Here is a 19,608-nt window from a genome sequence, read left to right on the forward strand (position 1 = left end):
CGGGCCCTCACACAGCGCGGCCAAGCTCCTCCTTCAGTATCGCGAACAGGCTTTCCGGCCTCCCGTTCAGGAAGAAGTGATCGCCGGGCAGGATCTCGCTGCGAAAACCGCCGGTGGCATAGCCCTGCCAGGAAGCGGCCGCCTCGACGCCGCCCTCTTCTTCGCTGCCGCCCAGGGCGACGATGCGGCAGCTCAAAGGGGGACGCGGCGCGGGACGGTAAGTCTCTATCGCCTCGAAATCGGCGTGCAGCACCGGCAGGATGACCTGGACCAGTTCCGGATGGGCCAGCACTTCCGCCGGCGTGCCGTTCATGCGCATCACCTCGTCCAGAAACTCATCGTCCGGCAAGCCGTGTATCGGCCGCTCTCTCGGCGGCAGATGCGGCGCGGCGCGCCCGGACACGATCAGGCAGCAGGGCGCCGGCAGGCCGCGCGCCCGCGCCCGCTGGGCCACCTCGAAAGCCAGGCTCGCCCCCATGCTGTGCCCGAACAGGGCGTAAGGCCGGTCCAGCAGCGGCGCGATCGCGTCCGTCGCCTCCTCGGCCTGCTGATCCAGCCGGTAGCGCAGCGGATCGTGAAAGCGCCGCCCCCGCCCCGGCGGATGCATGGGCAGCACATCGACCGCGGCCGGCAAGCGCTCCGCCCAGCCGCGGTACACCGCCGCGCTGCCGCCGGCGTAAGGGAAGCAGAACAGGCGCAAGGCCGCGGCTTGGCCGGCCGGCGCGGCGTCCACCCAGCCGCGGTTCACGGCGCCACCTTGCGGATGAAGCCGCCGGCTTCTTTGATCGCCGCCCTCGCTTCCGGCAGCATCGGCGTCAGGGTGGCCCAGGCGTGCGGCAGCCGCCGCCACACTTTGAAATCCACGCCGACGCCGGCCGCGCTCGCCTTGCTGGCCACGCGCGCGGCGTCGTCCAGCAGCACCTCGCTGTCGCTGGCCTGGATGAACAGGTCCGGCAGGCCCGCGTACTCGCCGTAGAGCGGCGAGGCGATGGGATGATCGGCGGCGGCGTCGCCAAGGTAGTAGCGCGAGAAATTCCTCACCGCCACCGCGCTCAGCATCACGTCGGACGCGTCGTTCGCTTCCAGCGAGGCCCCGGTCGCCGCCAGATCCGTCCACGGCGAGAACAAGACCGCGCCGGCCGGCATCGGCGCGCCCGCGTCGCGCAGCGACAGCAGCAGCGCCAGCGCCAGCCCGCCGCCGGAGGAATCGCCGGCGACCACGATGCGCTCAGGCGCCACGCCCTCGTCCAACAGCCCCCGATACGCCGCCAGCGCGTCGTCGACGGCGGCCGGGAACGGATGTTCCGGCGCCAGCCGGTAAGCCAGCGAAAACGCGCGCGCGTCCGCCTCCCGCGCCAGCGCGGCGGCCACGCCTCGGTGCGTCAGCGGCGAGCAGAAGCAATAGCCGCCGCCGTGCAAATACAGGATCACCCGCCCGCTCGCCTCGCGCCGCGCGGAGGCTTCAGGCTCTATCCACTCGCCGCGCAGCGCCTCCGCGTCCAGCTTGCGCACCCGCCAGCCGCGCGGCGGCTTGATTTCGCCGCGCGCCCATTTCGCGCTGCGCTCGCGCATTTCCTGGGCGGTCAGGCCGGGCTTGCGGGTCAGGGATTTGGCCGTTCTGCGCAACAGCCAGGAGAAACATAGGTTTTGCCAACTCATGAATCGCTTTCCAGTCATGAAGAGAAAGAAGTCTGCCGTCGCGCGCGGCTTATCCGAACACCAGTTTGCGATGCGCGGCGATGCCCGCCAGCGCGCCGTTGCCGATGGCCAGCGCCACGGTGCCGCCCCGCTGCGTGATGTCGCCGCAGGCGAATACGCCCGGCGCCGATGTCTCCATCGCGTCGTCGGTCCGCACATAAGGCCCCAGCGGCCCCTCCTCGATCACGCAGCCCAGCTGCTCCGCCACCGGGCTGGACAGGCGGAAGCGGTTCATCATGAACAGCCCGTCAAAGGCCAGCCGGCGGCCATCGGCCAGCTCGACGGTGGCGCGCTCGACAATGCGCGCGATCCGTTCGCGCACGATGTCGACACCCCGCTGCGCCAGCGCCTCGCGCTGCGCCGCGTCCGGCTCGAAGCCGCCGTCGCTCAGGAAGACGGTCGGGCCCCATTCCGGCATCAGCATCGCCGACAGATAGGACAAGGGACCGCCGCCGAGCACGCCGATGCGGCCCTGCTTCAGTTCGTAGCCGTGGCAGTAAGGGCAGTGGAACACGCTTTCGCCCCAGCGCTCGCGCAGGCCCTCCAGCTCAGGCAATTCGTCCACCACGCCGAAGGCCAGCACCAGCTGGCGCGCCGCGTAGCTTTGGCCGGAGGCGCAGCGCAACGCGTAGCCGGCCTCGCCGCTCTCGGCCCGGACCACGGTGTCCGCGCGCCATTGCGCGTTGGGATAGGCCAGCAATTGCGCCTTGCCGTCCGCGGCGATCGCGTCGGGCGAGCGCCCGTCCAGGCCGATCACGCCGTGGGATTGGGCGGCGAAGCGATTGCGGCGCGCGCCGGCGTCGATCACCAGCACGCGGCGGCGCGCGCGCGCGATCTGCAAGGCGGCGGATTGTCCGGCGTGACTGCCGCCGATCACGATGACGTCGAATACAGTCGTGGAAGTTTCGGTATTCATGATGGGATGTCCTTATCGGGATGAATCGGAGGGCGCGCGGACGGCCGTCACAGCCGGCCGCCGCCGCAGGCTTCCGCCGCGCGGTCCAGCAGCCAGCGCACGATCAGCTTGGCGCGCGGCACGCGCTGCCCTTCGTCGCGGCGCCGCAGCGCCAGTTGTTGTGTGATCACCGCCAGCCGCAGCAGGCCGTAGGCGTACCAGTAGGCGGGTTCCGTCACCTCGCGTCCGGCGGCGGTGGCGTACAGGTCCACCAGCGCCGCGCGCGTCGGCGCGCCCGGCGCGCAGCTCGGCCCGGGCGCGTCCAGCCGCAGCAGCGACGAATCCCGGCCCTCTATCCAGTAAGCGAGCGCGGCGCCGAGATCGGCCAGCGGATGGCCGACCGCGGCCAGCTCCCAATCGACGACGCCCACCAGCCGCGCCGGATCGCCCGGGTCGACGAGGATGTTGTCCAGCTTGTAGTCGTTGTGCAGCCAGGCGGCGGGCGCGGTCTGCGGCATCCGCTCGCTCAGCCAGTCGGCCACCGCCCGGAAGTCGGCGTCGACCGCCGCGCCCGCCTCCTCCGCGTTCCAGCGCCGCCGCCATTCGCTTAGGATGCGGCGCAGATAGTCGGGGGGCCGGTCGGCCGGCGCGACCTCCAGCGCATGCAGGCTCGCCAGCGTCTCGATGAAGTTTTCCGCGAGCCGGCGCACGGTGTCGGGGCCGAGCGCTCCGCAGGCGGCCGGCGCGACGCCGTCCAGCTTTTCAACCAGCAGCAGCGCGGCGTCGCCGTCCTCGTCCACCGCCAGCGGCCTGGGCGCCAGCCGGAACTGGCCGGACAGCCGCTCCAGCAGCGCGTAGCGGCGTCTCGCCTCGCGCGCGCCGCCCTCCGGCAGCCAGTAGGCGATGAGCTCGCTGTCGCCGCCCTGCACCAGGAACACCTCGCTGGCCCGGCCGCCGCCCACCCGCGTCGCGCGCGCGCCGACGCGGGGGCGGCCCAGCGCCGCCATCGCGCGCTCCGCGATCCGCGCGCTCATGCCAGCTCCCGCCGGAAGCCGGCCAGCGCATGGCGCGCCACCAGGCTCTTGTGCACTTCGTCCGGGCCGTCGTAAATCCGCCCCGCGCGTTCGTGCCGCCACAGCACATTGAGAATCGTGTCGCCGCTGACGCCCAATGCGCCCTGCACCTGCAGCGCGTGATCGAGCACGGTCTGCGTCACGCCGGCCACGAAGAACTTCGCGATCGAGATGTCGATCTGCGCGCGCTCGTGGCGGTTTTGCAGCCGCGTGGCCGCCTGGGTCACCAGCAGGCGCGCGGCGTCTATCGACGCGCGGCTCTCGGCGATCCAGTTCTGCACCGTCTGGCGCGAGGACAGCAGCTCGCCCGCCGCCAGTTCCCGGCGGCAGGCGCGCCGGCACATGATGGCGAAGGCGCGCTCGCACACGCCTATCCAGCGCGCGCAATGGTGCAGCCGCCCGGTGGCGAGCCTGGCCTGCAGCACGACGAAGCCCTCGCCGGGCTTGCCCAGCATCGCGTCCTCGCCCACCCGGCAATCGTCCAGCACCAGTTCGCCGTGGCTGGCCCAGCCGCAGCCCTCGTCCCCCATCACCCGCAGATTGCGGACGTGGCGGAAGCCGGGCGCGTCGGCGGGCACGATGAAGGTGCTGGTGCGCGCGTGCAGCGGCGCGGCCTCGTCGGTGACGGCCAGCACGATGGCGAAGCCCGCGCCGTCGGCGCCGGACGCGAACCATTTGCGGCCGTTCAGATGCCAGGCGCCGTCCCTGTACACCGCCGTCGTTTTCAGCGAGGAGGGATTCGATCCGGCGGACTCCGGCTCCGTCGCCGCGAAGCAGCTGCGCAGCTCGCCGCGCAATAGCGGCTCCAGCCAGCGCCGGCGCTGCGCGGGAGTCGCGTACTCCAGCAACACGTCGATATTGCCGGCGTCGGGCGCCTGGTAGTTGACCGCGTAATGGCCCAGCGGCGAGGCGCCCAGCAGCTCGCCCACCTCCACCAGCTCAAGCAGGTTCAGGCCCAGGCCGCCGTCGGCGCGCGGCACCTGCGGCAGCCACAGGCCGTGCGCCCGGTTGGCCGCGCGGATGCCGCTCATCAACTGTTCCACGGTTTCGAAATCGCCGTTGGCGAGCGCCGCCTCCGGTTCCGCCAGCGCCGCCTCGACGGCGGCGAATGCCTTGACTCTGGTGTTCATTGTTCTTCCTCGGTTTCCATGTCCGAAACGGCCCGCCGCGCGGCGGCCTCCATGGCGCGCAAGGCGCCGGCCAGCCCGCTGACGAAGGGGGGGCGCATGATGCCGACGTGATCGCCGGGCAGGCGCAGCGCCGTCGCCGCGGCCGGCGCCGCCGCGCGCCAGCCGTCGATGAGCGCGGCGGCGTCGGGCGCATCCGCCTCGCCGTCCCTGTCCGCGGCCACAATTAAATGCAGCGCGCCGGCATAAGGCGTCGCCGGCGCGTAATCCGTCAGCGAATGCGCGATGAAGGCGCGCACGCGCGCCGCGAACTCGGGCAGGCCAAGCTCCTCCGGCAGCACGCCCGCCGCTATCAAGCGCTCGCGCAAACGTTCCACTCTCCGCGCATCGTCCAGCGCGTCGAATTCGTCGGCGTCGAATAGCCGCTTGGCGTCGGCCAGACGCGCGAAGCTGTTGCCGATCTCCGCCATCCAGCGGCTGTCCCGCCAGTCCCGCTTGTGCGGCCGCGCCGCCGACCCCGGCGGCAGGCTGTCCACGATGGAGACCCAAGCCACCGCCTCGCCCTGGCCGGCCAGTTGCCGCGCAATCTCAAGCGCGACCCAGCCGCCGAAAGAATGGCCGCCCAGGCGATAAGGCCCGTAAGGCCGCACCCGCCGGATGTCGGCGATCAGCGCCGTCGCGATGGCTTCGACGCCGCCCGCGTCGGCCTCGCCGGACCCGGGCAGCTCCATGCCCCATACCGAGAAGTCCTTGGACAGCTCGGCCGCGAGCGCGCGCAGATACGGCACATGCCCGCCCGCGCCCGGCGCGAAGAACAGCGGCGGCGCGTCGCCCGGCGCGGACAGCGCGACGAGCGCGCCGACCCGGACGCCGTCCGCGTCCGCGCCCTCGGTCTCGATGATCCGGGCCTGCTCGGCCACGGTCTGCGCCGTCAACAGACGGGCCACCACCGCCGCGTCCAGGCCAAAGGCCCGGCCGGCGCGGGAGCAGATCCGCAGCATCAGTAAAGAATCTCCGCCCAGCGCGCTGAAATCGCTGTCCTCCGACGGCGGTTCGCGCTTGAGCACGGCCGTCCACAAGGCGCTCAGCTCGCGTCGCAACGCCGCGCCGCTGGGCCGCGCGGCGGCGGGCGCCTTGGCCGCCGCCGGCGTGGCGGCCGCGTCCCCCGCCGTGGTTTCCCCGAGCAGCGCGCGCAAGGCCGCCGCGTACTCCGCGACGAAGCGGAGCACGGTCTCCGTCGAGAAATGTCCGCGCGACGGCACCAGGGTGATCCGCAATACGCCTTGCCGGCCGTCGAAGCTGCTTTGCACCACCAGCGGCACATTGGTCGTGTCGCTCGCGTAGCCGTCGGACACCTCGATGTCGCGCACCGCGTCCTCCAGCGCGCGGAAGTGCGTGAAGTTGAACAGCGCGTCGAACACCGTGCCCACCTGCCGATGCAGTTCGATCAGCGGATAGCGCCGGCGGCTGAACACCTCCAGCTCGGCCGCCTGCACCGCGCGCACCAGCGCGACCGCGTCGAAGGCGCCGGCCGGGAAGTCGAAGCCGAGCGGCAGGCTGTTCAGGAACAGGCCCAGCGCCCGGTCGCCGTCCGCGCCCTCGCTGCGGCCGTTGAACACCACCCCGCTCGTCACCGCCGGCCTGCCGCAGATGCGCGACAAGGCGAGCAGATGCGCCGTCAGCAGCACGCTTTTCACCGAGGCGCCCGCGCGCGCGGCCAGCGCTTCCAGGCCGGCGGACTCTGCGGCCGAAATCGGCACCTCCGCCGGCGCCGCGTCGCCGTCCGGCTCCCGCGCCAGCCGCGTGGCCGGCAAGGATTGCAGCCGCGCGCGCCACCAGTCGCGCAGCGCGTCCGAACGCGCCGCCTCGCGCTCGCGCTCGACGAAGTCGCGGTAGCGGCTGGCCGGCGCCGTCAGCGCCAGCGGCCGGCCGGCCAGCCGCGCCGAATAGTCCGAGATCAGCTCGGAGAGCAGCAGGTTGAAGCTCCAGCCGTCCAGAATCGCGTGGTGCTTGGTCACGCCGATATGCATCTCCTCCTCGCTCAGGCGATGCACGGCGAAGCGGATCAGCGGCGGATGCTCGACGTCGAAGCGCCGGCGCCGCTCGGCCTCTCGCCAATCCAGAATCCGCGCGTCCTGCCGCGCCGCGTCCAGGCCACGCCAGTCGCTGACCGCCAGCGGCAAGGGCACTTGGCGGTGCACGTACTGCAGCGGCTCCTCGTCGGCGGCCAGATCGAAGGCGGTGCGCAGCGCCGGATGGCGTTCGAAGGCGCCGCGCAACGCCGCCTCGAGCGCGGCCGCGTCGAAGGGCAGGGCTAGCCGCTGATCGTTGACGTTGTGATAGGCGGAGTCCTGGCCGTGCCGCATCTCGTTGGCCAGCATCGCCATCTGCATCGCGCTGAGCGGATACGCGTCCTCGTAGGCGGCGTCCAGCGGCGGCGGCGGCGCGCTCGCGGCCGGCGGCGGCGAATCCGTGCGCCGGACCCGCGGCGCCAGGCTTGCTATGGTCAGCGAGCGCATCAGCTCGTCCAGCGTGAAGTCGATGCCGACCTTGTGCGCGGCCGACAGGATCTGGATGCTCAGGATGGAGTCCCCGCCCAGCTCGAAGAAATTGTCGGTGACGCCGACCGGCGAGCGCTTGAGCACGGATTCGAACACGCCGACCAGCGCCTGTTCCACCGCATCGCGCGGCGCGACGTGCGGACGCGCGGCGTCGCCGTCCGCCGCCAGCGCGTCGGCCAGCCGGCGGCGATCGAGCTTGCCGTTAGGGGTCAGCGGGATCGCGTCCACCTCGATCAGGCGCGCCGGAATCGCGTGCGGCGGCAGGCGCTGCGTCAGCCAGTCCCGCAGCGCGGCGGGAGAGAGCGACGCGCCCTCGCGCGGCGCCGCGAAACCCGCCAGCTGCGCGTGGCCGTCTATGCTCGCCTCGTCCACCATCACCGCCGCGGCGGCGACGTCCGGGTGTCGGGCCAGCGCCGCCTCCACCTCGCCCAGTTCGATGCGGAAGCCGCGGATCTTGACCTGCTCGTCGATGCGGCCCAGATAGTCCAGCTCGCCGTCCGCGTCCCAGCGCCCGAGGTCCCCGCTGCGGTAAAGCCGCTCGCCGGGCAGGAAGGGGTCGGCGATGAAACGTTCGCGGTCGAGCTCGGGACGCTTGTGATAACCGCGCGCCACGCCCTCCCCGCCCACGTAAATCTCGCCCGGCACGCCCGGCGGCACCGGATGCCCGGCGGCGTCGAGCAGGTAGATACGGTAGCCAGGCAAGGGCCGGCCCACCGGGCTGCGCGAGGAGAGCGCGTCGCCCGCGCCCAGCACGCGCTCGGTCACGTGCACCGTGGTTTCGGTGATGCCGTAGAGATTGACCAGCGCGACGCCGCTCTCCTCGCCCAGGCAGGCGGCGAACTGGCTGGGAATCAGCGCCTCGCCGCCGAAGAACACATGGCGCAAGCCGGCCGGCAAGGGCCGCCGCGCGTCGCCCAGCGCGCGCAGCAGCTGCTTGAAGGCGCTGGGGGTCTGGCTCAGCATCGTGACGCCCTCGCGCTCCAGCAGCGCGAGAAACGCCTCCGGCGTGCGCGAGCAGCGGTAAGGCACGATTTCCAGCCGCCCGCCGTGCAGCAGGGCGCCCCAGATTTCCCATACCGAGAAGTCGAAGGCGTAGGAATGGAACAGGGTCCACACGTCCGACGGTCCGATGCCGTAGCTCCGGCGCGTCGCCGCGAACAGATGGTCCACATTGCGGTGCTCCACGCACACGCCCTTGGGCTGTCCGGTCGAGCCCGAGGTGTAGATCACGTAGCACAGGTCGGCGGGCGAAGTGTCGCGCGGCGGCGGCGCGTCTTCGCGCTCGCCGGACTCCGCCGCATCTCCCATCCCGATCAGAACCCCACCGAAGTCCCCGAAGCGCTCGCGCGCTTCCTCGCCGCAAATCAGCGCGCCGGCGCCGATATCCTCCAGTATCCAGGCGAGACGTTCCGGCGGATGGTCGAGATCGAGCGGCACATAGAAGGCGCCCGCCTTCAACACCGCCAGTATCGCGACGATGCTGTCCACGCCGCGCCCGAACGCCAGCGCAACCGGCGTGTCGCCGCGCACGCCGGCGGCGTCCAGCCGCCAGGCCAGCCGGTTGGCGCGGCGATCCAGTTCGGCGTAAGTCAGCGCCTCGCCCTCGCATTGCAGCGCGACGGCGTCCGGCCGCGCGCGCGCCTGCGCCTCAAAACGGCGATGCAGGCACTGGCGCTCCGCCTCGTCCGCGCGCCGGGCCGCCGCGTTCCAGCCCGCGACCAGCGCGCCGCCCGCCTCCGCGCCCAGCAGCGACGCCTCGCCGATGCGCAGCGCGGCGCCGCCGCGTTCGAACTGCTCCAGCAGCCGCGCCAGCATCGCGACGATCCGCTCCGCCGCCGCCTCCGACACGCGCTGGCGATCGTAATGCAGGCGCAAGCGCAGACGCTCGCCGGGAATCGCGACCACGGTCAGCGGATAGTTGGTCTGCTCCACCACCTCGACGTCGCCAACGCCCAGCCGTTCCCGATAGCGCGTCGCGTCCGCGCGCGCCGGATAGTTCTCGAACACCACCAGGCTCTCGAACAAGGGCGCGCCCGGAGTCACGCCGCTCCAGCCCGGAATCGCGTGCAGCGGCGTATAGGCGTAGGCTTCGGCGTCCACATGCCGGCGATGCAGCTGTCTGAGCCAGTCGCCCAGCGTCTGCGCGGCGTCCACGGTCGCGCGCGTCGGCAGCGCGTTGACGAAGAGCCCCACCATCTGCTCGACCCCGCGCAGCTCGGCCGGCCGGCCGGACACAGTGGTGCCGAACACCACGTCGTCGCGGCCGCTCGCTCGCGCCAGCAGCAAGGCCCAGGCGGCCTGGATCACCGTGCTCTGCGTCAGCTCGCAGGCGCGCGCCAGCCGCTGCAGGCCCTCGCTCGTCCGCGGGTCCAGCTCGCGTTCCAGCAGGCCGTGGCCGGACGGGCGTTCCGGGCCGGCCTCCTCCGCCAGCGGCAAGGGCGTGGCCGCGCGCACATCGCCCAGCCGCTCGCGCCAGAAGGCTTCGGCCGCCGCGCCGTCCTGCTGGTCCAGCCAGCGCAGAAAAGCGCTGTAGGGCTGGGGCGGCGGCAAGGCCGGATCGGCCCCGCGCCGGTAGGCGTCGTAGCAGGCGAGCGCTTCGCCCAGCACGATCTGCACCGACCAGCCGTCCAGCAGCAGATGGTGATAGCTCCACACGAACTCATAGCGTTCTTCGCCGGTGCGGAACAAGGCGCAGCGCATCAGCGGCGCGCGGCTCAGGTGAAAGCCCGGACGCCGGTCCGCCTCCCGGTAAGCGGCGAGACGCCGCCGCTGCTCCTCGGGATCGAAAGCCCGCCAGTCCTCCTCCACCCACGGCAGTTCGACGTCGCGGAAGACCACCTGCACCGGCTTGGACGGCCCGTCCCACAGAAAGCCGGTTCGCAGCACGCCGTGGCGCGCGATCACCGCTTCCAGCGCGCGCCGGTAATCGGCCGCGTCTAGCGCGACGTGGAAGGCGCAAGCGACCTGTTCGTAATAGACGCCGGACTCCGGCGCTTTCAGCGTATGAAACAGCAGGCCCTGCTGCGTCGGCGTCAACGGCAGCATGGTCTCGACTTTCGAGCCGGCTTGCTGCGCGGCGTTTGATAATGTTTTGTTCATGGCTGTTCGTTCAGTAGCTGTAACACTTCGTCGATATCGTTCTGGTCAAGATGGGCGAGCGGCAGGTCCGAAGGCGTCAGGCCGCCCGACTGCGGCGACAGGCAGTGCGTCAGCACCGCGTCCAGCTCGGCGCGGAAGCGCTCCGCCAGCGCCGTCATCGCGTCCGCCGCTTGCAGCCCCGCGTTGTACAGCCAGTCCACCCGCAGCCGTCCTTCGTGCACCTGCGCCACCACGTCCAGCGCGTAGCGCCGCCTCATCCCGCCCGAGCGCGCGCCGCCCGGCGGCTCGCCCAGCCAAGCCGCCCCCGGCGCGCCGCCTTCTTCCAGCCGCCATTGGCCCAGGTAGTTGAAGCACACCGTGCGCGCATGGCCGCCCAGCTCCGATCCACGGCCGCCGTAACGCAGCGCCTGATAGGCGATGCCGCTGTCCGGCACGCCGCGCATCCGCTCCTTCACCAACTTCAGATCCCGCGGCAAGTCGCCGCTCAGCGGCAGCCGCAGCGGATACAAGCTGGTGAACCAGCCCACGGTGCGCGACACGTCCACGCCCGCCAGCCCGTCGCGGCCGTGGCCTTCCAGGTCCAGCACGCATTCCTCCGCGCCCGTCCATTGGCGCAAGGCCCGCGCCAGCGCGGCCAGCAGCAATTCCTCCGGACGCATCCGATAGGCCTCGCCCGCCTGCCGCAGCCAGCGTTCCGTCGTCGCCGCGTCCCATTGCAGCGACACCCGCGATTCCGCCGCCACCGTGTCTTCGCCCGCGCCGACGCCGGGCAGGGTCATCCCCGGCGCGTCCATCTCCCGCCAGTAGTCCAGCGTCGATTCCGGCAAGGCATCCGCCCAGGCCCACAGCCGCTGCGACCACGCCTGGTACGACACCGTCTTGGCCGGCCACGACGTCGCCTCGCCCCGGCTCAGCGCCGCGTAGGCCCGCCACAGGTCTGCCAGCAGAATCCGCCACGACACCCCGTCCACCGAGGCGTGATGCGCCAGCCACAGCAGGCGCCAGCCTTGCTCCAGCCGGTATAGCCGCGCCGCCCACAGGCCGGCGCCGTCCAGGCGCAGGCCGGCCTGCAGTTCGGCCGCGTCCCGCTCCAGCGCGGCCTCGGCGTCGGCCAGGCCGCGCAGGTCCACTATCTTCACTTCCGCCGGCGCGCCGGCGCCGCTTTCCTGAATCCAGCGCTCGCCGTCCCGCCGCCAGCCTATCCGCAGCGCGTCGTGCCGCTGCGCCACCGCCTGCAGCGCGCCGATCAGCGCTTCGGCGTCGAGCGGGCCGCTCAGGCCCAGATAAGCCCCCTGGCTGAACTGTTGCCAGTCCGTGCCCGGCCAGTCCAGATACCAGGCCTGGATCGGGCCTGGCCTCACTTCGCCCCTCACCTCGCCCTGCTCCGCCGGCGCGCCGGCTTCTTCCGCCGCGCCGCTTTCCGCCGCCAGCTCGGCGATGGTCGGGTAGCGGAACACCTGCTGCGGACTGATGCGCAAGCCCCGCTCCGCCGCCCGCGACGCCATCTGTATGCTCAGGATGGAGTCGCCGCCCAGCGCGAAGAAATTGTCCCTCACCCCCACGCGCTCCAGCCCCAGCAGGCCTTGCCAGATCTCCACCAGCGCCGCCTCGGCCGCGTTCTCCGCCGCCGCCGCGCCCGCCTCGATCTGCGGCTCCGGCAGACGCTTGCGGTCCACCTTGCCGTTGGCGCTCAGCGGCACGCTGTCCAGCGCCATGATCGACGCCGGCAGCATGTATGGCGGCAGCCGCCGCGCCAGCGTGTCGCGAATCGCGGCGGTATCCAGGCTCGCGCCCGGCAGCAACAGCACATAGCCGGCGATGATCCGCCGCCCGTCGCGCTCGACCACCGAGGCCACGCCGCGCTCCACGCCCGGCGCGGCCGCCAGCGCGGCCTCGATTTCGCCGATCTCGATCCGGAAGCCGCCGATCTTGACCTGATCGTCCACTCGGCCCAGGAATTCCAGATTGCCGTCGGCAAGCGCGCGCGCGCGGTCGCCGGTCCGGTACATCCGCTCGCCCGGCACAAAGGGATTGTCGACAAAGCGGTAGGCGCTGAGATCGGGCTGGCCCAGATAACCCAGCGCCACGCCCGCGCCGGCGATCCACAGATCGCCCGGCACGCCCACCGGCACCGCCTGCAGCGAGGAAGACAGCACATAGAGCCGCTGCCCCGGCAGATGGCGGCCATAGGGCACGAAGGCGGCGTCGGCCGCCAGTCCCCGCGTGTCGTACCAGCACGACCAGATGGCCGCCTCGGTGGCGCCGCCCAGCGCCAGCACCTCCGGATCGGACGTCGCCGCCGCGCGGATCTGCGCGGGCAGCCCCACCGGCACGCGGTCGCCGCTCAACATCGCCAGCTTCAGCGTGGGCGGCAGCGCGCGCCCGCTCTGCCGGCATTCCAGCAACAGCAGCTCCATCACCGCCGGCACGGACTCCCAAACCGTCGCCCCCTCGCGCGCCATCAGATCCAGCCACGCCGCCGGCGCGATCGTCGACGACTCCGGCGCCAGCAAGACGGCGGCGCCCGCCGCGAACGCGCCGAAGAAATCGAATACCGACAGGTCGAAGCCCGCCGCCGACACGCACATCAAGCGGTCGGACGCGCCGATCTCATAACGGCGCAGGAAGACTTCCATCGTCAGCGCGGCCGCGCGGTGGCTGATCATCACGCCCTTGGGCTTGCCGGTGGAGCCCGAGGTGAACATCACATAGGCCAGATCGTCGGGCGCCGCCTCCGGCAGCGCGACCTCGGCCGGCGGCGTTTCGTCGATCAGGATCGCGCGCGCCGCGACGCCGTCCAGCAGCGGCAGATGCTCGCGTGTCGTCAGCACATGGCCGACCGTGGCCAGCAGATCGCGCAAGCGTCCCGGCGGCATCGCCGGATCGGCCGGCACGTAGGCGCAGCCGGCGCGCATCACGCCCGAGTAGGCGGCGACCGCGCGCGCGCTCCTCGGCAGCAGCACCGCCACCGGTTCGCGCCGCGCGCCCGCCACCGCCACCGCCCTGGCGACGCGCAGCGTCTCGTCGGCCAGTTCGCGGTAGTTCATCGCCTCGTCCACGCCTATGATCGCCGGCGCCAGCGGCGTCAGCTCGGCGTGCCGCTCTATGCCGGCGTGCAGCAGATAACCGTCGCCAACCGGCGGCGTCGCGTTCCAGTCGTGAATCAGCCGGCGCGCCTCCGCCTCGTCCACCAGGCTCAGATCGCCCAGCCGCGCGTCCGGCTGCGCGGCGAGCTGGGCCAGCAGATGCAGGAAGCTCGCGCCCAGCCGGCCTATGCCCTCCTCGTCGTAGCGCGAGGCGTCGAAATCGACATAGAGCACGGTCTCCTCGCCCGGAATCAGCTGGCCGACCAGCGGATAATTGGTGCGCGTCTCGGCCGCCGCGAACTCGCTGACGTCGAAACCGGCGTCGCCTCGGGCCAGCTGGCGGTCCACCGGATAGTTTTCCACCACGAACAGGCTGCTCAAGAGCTCGCCGCCCTCATAGCCCGCCCAGCGCCGGATGTCGGTCAGCGAGGCGGCGCCCAGTCTGGCCCGTTCGCTCTGCTGTCCATGCAGTTGCTGCAGCCATTGCGACACGCGCGCGTCGTCGTCGATGCCGACGCGCACCGGCACCGTGTTGATGAACAGCCCCACCATCCGCTCGACGCCCGGCAGCGTCGCCGGCCGGCCGGACAGCGTGGTGCCGAACACCACCTCGCGCCCGCCGCCGGCGTAGCCCAGGGTCAGCGCCCAGGCGCCGGTCAGCAGGCTGGCGCGGGTGACGCCGGCCCGCCGCGCGGCGCGGTCGACCTGCTCGTTCAGGCCCGCGTCGAACACGAAGGCGCGCCGGCCCTGGCCCCGCGCTTGCGCGCCGCGCGCCGGCGCGGCGAAGCCTATCGGCGTGGGCTCTTCTATGCCGGCCAGCACCTGTTGCCAGTACGCGGCCTGCTCGCTCTCGTCCCGCGCCGCCAGCCAATTGACGAAGGGCAGAAAACGGCTGCCCGGCAGCGGGGCCGCGTCGCCGGCGCCCAGCTCGGCGTAGCGGCCGATCACCTGCTTCAGGATCAAGGGCACCGACCAGCCGTCGACCACCGCGTGGTGGTAGCTCCACAGGAAGCGCCAGGCGTCGCCGGGTTCGCGGATCAGGGTGCCGCGCAGCAAGGGCCCGCGTTCCAGATCGAAGCCGCGTTGACGGTCCTGCTCGCGCAGCGCGTCGAAGCGGCTGACGCAGGCCTCGGCGGACAGCGCGCGCCAATCCAGCGTGTCCCAGTCCGGGTCCAGACGGGGATGGACGATTTGGACCGGGCTCTGCAACTGCCGCCAGCGGAAGGTGGTGCGCAGCGCGGCGTGCGCCGCCGCGACGTCGAACCAGGCTTGACGGAAGCGTTCCGCGTCGAAAACGCCGCTCATTTTCCAGTGCAGTTGTTCTATATAGAGCGGCGCGTCCTCGTCCGCGATGGAGTGAAACAGAATGCCCTGCTGCAACGGCGTGACGCCGTACAAGGCCTCCAGCCCGGGATGCTCGCGCTCGATCGCGTCGATGTCGCTCTGCTCCAGTTGAGCAAGCGGCAGGTCCGACGGCGTCAGACCGCCCGACTGCGGCGACAGGCAGTGCGCCAGCACCGCGTCCAGCTCGGCGCGGAAGCGCTCCGCCAGCGCCGTCATCGCGTCCGCCGCTTGCAGCGCCGCGTTGTACAGCCAGTCCACCCGCAGCCGTCCTTCGTGCACCTGCGCCACCACGTCCAGCGCGTAGCGCCGCCTCATCCCGCCCGAGCGCGCGCCGCCCAGCGGCTCGCCCAGCCAAGTCGCGCCCGGCGCGCCGCCTTCTTCCAGCCGCCATTGGCCCAGGTAGTTGAAGCACACCGTGCGCGCATGGCCGCCCAGCTCCGATCCACGGCCGCCGTAACGCAGCGCCTGATAGGCGATGCCGCTGTCCGGCACGCCGCGCATCCGCTCCTTCACCGACTTCAGATCCCGCGGCAAGTCGCCGCTCAGCGGCAGCCGCAGCGGATACAAGCTGGTGAACCAGCCCACGGTGCGCGACACGTCCACGCCCGCCAGCCCGTCGCGGCCGTGGCCTTCCAGGTCCAGCACGCATTCCTCCGCGCCCGTCCATTGGCGCAAGGCCCGCGCCAGCGCGGCCAGCAGCAATTCCTCCGGACGCATCCGATAGGCCTCGCCCGCCTGCCGCAGCCAGCGTTCCGTCGTCGCCGCGTCCCATTGCAGCGACACCCGCGATTCCGCCGCCACCGTGTCTTCGCCCGCGCCGACGCCGGGCAGGGTCATCCCCGGCGCGTCCATCTCCCGCCAGTAGTCCAGCGTCGATTCCGGCAAGGCGTCCGCCCAGGCCCACAGCCGCTGCGACCACGCCTGGTACGACACCGTCTTGGCCGGCCACGACGTCGCCTCGCCCCGGCTCAGCGCCGCGTAGGCCCGCCACAGGTCTGCCAGCAGAATCCGCCACGATACCCCGTCCACCGAGGCGTGATGCGCCAGCCACAGCAGACGCCAGCCTTGGTCCAGCCGGTATAGCCGCGCCGCCCACAGGCCGGCGCCGTCCAGGCGCAGACCGGCCTGCAGTTCGGCCGCGTCCCGCTCCAGCGCGGCCTCGGCGTCGGCCAGGCCGCGCAGGTCCGCTATCTTCACTTCCGCCGGCGCGCCGGCGCCGCTTTCCTGAATCCAGCGCTCGCCGTCCCGCCGCCAGCCTATCCGCAGCGCGTCGTGCCGCTGCGCCACCGCCTGCAGCGCGCCGATCAGCGCTTCGGCGTCGAGCGGGCCGCTCAGGCCCAGATAAGCTCCCTGGCTGAACTGTTGCCAGTCCGTGCCCGGCCAGTCCAGATACCAGGCCTGGATCGGGCCGGGCCTCACTTCGCCCCTCACCTCGCCCTGCTCCGCCGGCGCGCCGGTCTCTTCCGCCGCGCCGCTCTCCGCCGCCAGTTCGGCGATGGTCGGATAACGGAACACCTGCTGCGGGCTGATGCGCAAGCCGCGCTCCGCCGCCCGCGACGCCATCTGTATGCTCAGGATGGAGTCGCCGCCCAGCGCGAAGAAGTTGTCCCTCACCCCCACGCGTTCCAGCCCCAACAGGCCTTGCCAGATCTCCACCAGCGCCGCCTCGGCCGCGTTCTCCGCCGCCGCCGCGCCCGCCTCGATCTGCGGCTCCGGCAGACGCTTGCGGTCCACCTTGCCGTTGGCGGACTGCGGCAAAGCGTCCAGCCACACCCAGGCGCGCGGCACCATATAGCCCGGCAGCCGCGTCTCCAGCCATGCCTGCACCGCCGCCGCGTCCGCGGCTTCGGCCGAATCTTGCCGCGCCACCAGATAGCCGACCAATTGCTTCTCGTCCGCGGCGCTGCGCCGCAGCGCGACGGCGCAGCCGCTCAAACCGGGGTGATGGCCCAGCGTCGCCTCGATCTCGCCCAGCTCGATCCGGTAGCCGCGCAGCTTGATCTGCTCATCCACTCGGCCGAGGAACTCCAGCGCCCCGTCGCGCCGCCAGCGCACGCGGTCGCCGGTGCGATACCAGCGCCCGCCGTCCGGCGGCGGCGCCGCGACGAAGCGTTCCGCCGTCAAGTCGGCGCGGCCCAGATAGCCGAGCGCGAGCCCGTCGCCGCCCGCCCACAATTCGCCGGGCACGCCGACCGGCACCAGCCGGCCGCCGGCGTCGACCACGCGCACCTCGGTATTGCCTATCGGCCGCCCAATCGGAATCGAACCGCGTTTCACGTCGCCGGCCGTCACCCGATGGCTGCAGGTGAAGGTGGTGTTTTCCGTCGGACCGTAACCGTTGATCAGCGCGACGCCCGGGCAGGCCTCGAGAAAGGCGCGGCAGCTCGCCACCGGCAGCGCGTCGCCGCCGGTCAGCAGTTCGCGCAGGCCGCCGAGCGCGGCCGGCTCCTCTTCCACCATCATGCGGAACAGGTCGGCGGTCAGCCACATCGTGGTGACGCCGTCGCGCGACGCCGCGTCCAGGAAGGGCATGCCGGGTTCGGCCAGCACCAGCCGCCCGCCGTTCAGCCAGCAGCCCCAGATTTCGAAGGTCGAGGCGTCGAAGCCCAGCGGCGATTGCTGCAGCATCACCGTCGACGCGTCCAAGCGCGCGTAGCCGCCGCCGACGGCGAGCCGGACCACCGCGCGATGCGGCACCGCCACGCCCTTGGGCCGCCCGGTGGAGCCCGAGGTGTACATCACATAAGCCAGGTCTTCCGCGCGCCGCGCCGCGGACGACACGGGCCGCGCGTCGCCGGCCTCGCAGTCGGCCAGGCTCAGCACCGGTCCGGCGTAATCGCCGAGCCAGCCGGCGTCCAGACCGTCGGCGACGATCATCAAGGCCGGCGCGGCGTCGGCCGTCATCGCGCTCAGGCGCGCGGCCGGATAAGTCGGATCCAGCGGCAGATAGGCGGCGCCCGCCTTCAGCGCCGCGAGGAAGGCGGCCAGCAGCCGCGGCGAGCGCTCGCCCGCGACGCCCACCACCGCGCCCGCCTCGACGCCGGCCGCGCGCAGCGCGCCGGCCGCGCGGTCCGACCACTGATCGAGCTCCGCGTAAGTCCAGCGCTCGCCGCCCTGTTCCAGCGCGACGCGTCCGGGATGGGCGGCCGCGCATTCGCGGAACAACGCGTCGATCGCGGCGTCCGCCCGATACGGGCGCTCATGCCGCCCCCATCCGCGCAGGCGCGCTTCTTCGGCCTCGGACAGGATGGGCAAGCCGCGCGCGTCCGCGTCCGGCGCGGCCAGCGCCGCGCGCAGCAACGCCAGATAATGTTCGCCCAGCTGACGGATGGTGGCCGCGTCGTACAGATCGGTGTTGTACTGCCACACCGCGAAAGTGCCGCGCTCGTCGCCCTCGATCGACAGATAAAGATCGAAGCGCGCGAACGGGCTGTCCAGATCGAAGGGCACGGCCGCGCCGCTCGCGGTGCGCACCGCCGGCAGGCGGACGTTCTGGAAGGCGAACACGGTCTGCGCCAGCTGCTCGTGCCGGGGGCCGCCGCGCGCGCGCAGCCGCTCCACGATGGCGTCCAGCGGCACGCCCTGGCGCGCGAAGGCCTGCGCGCTCGCGTCGCGGACCCGGTCCACCAGCGCGCCGAAGCTGTCGCCCTCGCCCACCTCGGAGGCCAGCGCCACCAGGTTGACGAAGTAGCCGGCGATGTCCTCCGCCGCCTGGAAAGGCCGGTTGGCCGCCGGCGTCAGCGTCAGCCCGCGCGCCTCGCCGGTGTAACGATGCTGCAGCAGCGCGAAGGCGCTGAACAAGGTGGTGAACAGCGTGGTGTTATGGCCGCGGGAGAACGCGGCCGCCGCATCCATGCACGCGGCCGGAATCTCGAAGCGCTCGGTGCCGCCGCGCCCGCTCAGCGCCGGCGGACGCGCGCGGTCGCCGCGTATCGCCGGCACCTCGTCCACCTCCGCCAGCGCCTCCGTCCAGGCGTCCAGTTGCGCGGCGTAGTCCGGCGACGCCATCCAGCGGCGCTGCCAGGCGGCATAGTCTCGATAACTGAGGCGGGGCGCCGAGGGCTCGGCCGCGTCCGGCGACGCGAGATAGGCGCTGAAATCGCGGATCAGCACGCTCATCGACCAGCGGTCGAAGATGGCGTGATGGATGGTCAGCACCAGCACCGCGGCGCGCTCGGGCGTCGAAAACAGATCGACGCGCCACATCGGCGCGCCGGCGGCGAAGGGCTGTCGCGCCAGTTCCGCGGCGCGCGCGCGCAAGGCGTCGTCGCCGTCCACCGCCCACGCTTGCAAGGCGACGAGCGGCTCGGGCAGCACCCGCTGTTGTTCCGGCTCGCCGTCGCTGAAGACGGTGCGCAGGATGTCGTGCCGGCGCGCGAGCGCCGCGAAGGCGCGGGCGACGGTCTCTTCGTCGACGGCGTCCGCGAGTTCGATCGCCGCCTGTTCGTTGTACATCGCCGGATCGCCCAGCCGCGTCGCCGCGACCAGACGGGCCTGCCCCGGCGACAGCGCCGCCGCGTCGCCGGCCTCGCCCGGCAGCGCCGGCGCCAGCGGCGCGGCGCGCGCGCCTTCGTCGTCGAGCACGCTCAGCAGCGCCTCCTTGGCCTCGCGCAGCCGCGCGACCAGCGCGGCGTCGAGCGCGCCCTGCGGCGCCTGTACCTGAAGCTGGTCGCCGCGACGATGCAGCGTGACGCCCGCGTCGGCAAGATCGGTCATGAGCCGTGC

7 protein-coding genes are annotated in these 19,608 nt (G+C 72.3%); all 7 read right to left on the minus strand.

The genetic code is table 11. The features are described from left to right. Positions 1 to 7: 7 nt before the first annotated feature. From QUG03_RS16115 to QUG03_RS16145, 7 genes are read right to left on the minus strand one after another with little or no spacing between them, the layout of a single operon-like run. Positions 8 to 748, minus strand: a complete 741-nt coding sequence (locus QUG03_RS16115; protein ID WP_488878390.1) for a thioesterase II family protein — start codon at positions 746 to 748, stop codon at positions 8 to 10. Beyond that, on the minus strand, positions 745 to 1,659 hold the full coding sequence (locus tag QUG03_RS16120) for an alpha/beta hydrolase (RefSeq protein WP_158274243.1): 915 nt from the start codon (positions 1,657 to 1,659) through the stop codon (positions 745 to 747). Before QUG03_RS16120 ends, QUG03_RS16115 begins: the two co-directional genes overlap by 4 nt. A gap of 49 nt (positions 1,660 to 1,708) precedes the next feature. Beyond that, complete coding sequence (locus tag QUG03_RS16125; protein ID WP_500820393.1) at positions 1,709 to 2,614, minus strand: NAD(P)/FAD-dependent oxidoreductase; 906 nt, start codon at positions 2,612 to 2,614, stop codon at positions 1,709 to 1,711. A 47-nt stretch (positions 2,615 to 2,661) separates the two neighbouring features. Beyond that, entirely contained in the window at positions 2,662 to 3,627 is a 966-nt protein-coding gene (locus QUG03_RS16130; protein ID WP_500820394.1) for a phosphotransferase family protein, read from the minus strand. Then, the gene (locus QUG03_RS16135) at positions 3,624 to 4,796 is read right to left on the minus strand and encodes an acyl-CoA dehydrogenase family protein (protein WP_227104394.1); all 1,173 of its coding nucleotides are present in this window, start codon (positions 4,794 to 4,796) and stop codon (positions 3,624 to 3,626) included. Before QUG03_RS16135 ends, QUG03_RS16130 begins: the two co-directional genes overlap by 4 nt. Continuing rightward, positions 4,793 to 10,453, minus strand: a complete 5,661-nt coding sequence (locus QUG03_RS16140) for an amino acid adenylation domain-containing protein (RefSeq protein ID WP_500820395.1) — start codon at positions 10,451 to 10,453, stop codon at positions 4,793 to 4,795. Before QUG03_RS16140 ends, QUG03_RS16135 begins: the two co-directional genes overlap by 4 nt. After that, on the minus strand, positions 10,450 to 19,599 hold the full coding sequence (locus tag QUG03_RS16145) for an amino acid adenylation domain-containing protein (RefSeq protein WP_500820397.1): 9,150 nt from the start codon (positions 19,597 to 19,599) through the stop codon (positions 10,450 to 10,452). The genes QUG03_RS16140 and QUG03_RS16145 overlap by 4 nt, the downstream gene beginning before the upstream one ends. Positions 19,600 to 19,608 lie beyond the last annotated feature (9 nt).

This window comes from Chromobacterium sp. CCUG 30098, from assembly GCF_059916605.1.

What these genes read in the sequence shown, in the direction of transcription:
- QUG03_RS16125 (WP_500820393.1), bottom strand. Translation starts at nt 2,614, where the DNA reads ATGAATACCGAAACTTCCACGACTGTATTCGACGTCATCGTGATCGGC.
- QUG03_RS16135 (WP_227104394.1), bottom strand. Translation starts at nt 4,796, where the DNA reads ATGAACACCAGAGTCAAGGCATTCGCCGCCGTCGAGGCGGCGCTGGCG.
- QUG03_RS16120 (WP_158274243.1), bottom strand. Translation starts at nt 1,659, where the DNA reads ATGAGTTGGCAAAACCTATGTTTCTCCTGGCTGTTGCGCAGAACGGCC.
- QUG03_RS16145 (WP_500820397.1), bottom strand. Translation starts at nt 19,599, where the DNA reads ATGACCGATCTTGCCGACGCGGGCGTCACGCTGCATCGTCGCGGCGAC.
- QUG03_RS16130 (WP_500820394.1), bottom strand. Translation starts at nt 3,627, where the DNA reads ATGAGCGCGCGGATCGCGGAGCGCGCGATGGCGGCGCTGGGCCGCCCC.
- QUG03_RS16140 (WP_500820395.1), bottom strand. Translation starts at nt 10,453, where the DNA reads ATGAACAAAACATTATCAAACGCCGCGCAGCAAGCCGGCTCGAAAGTC.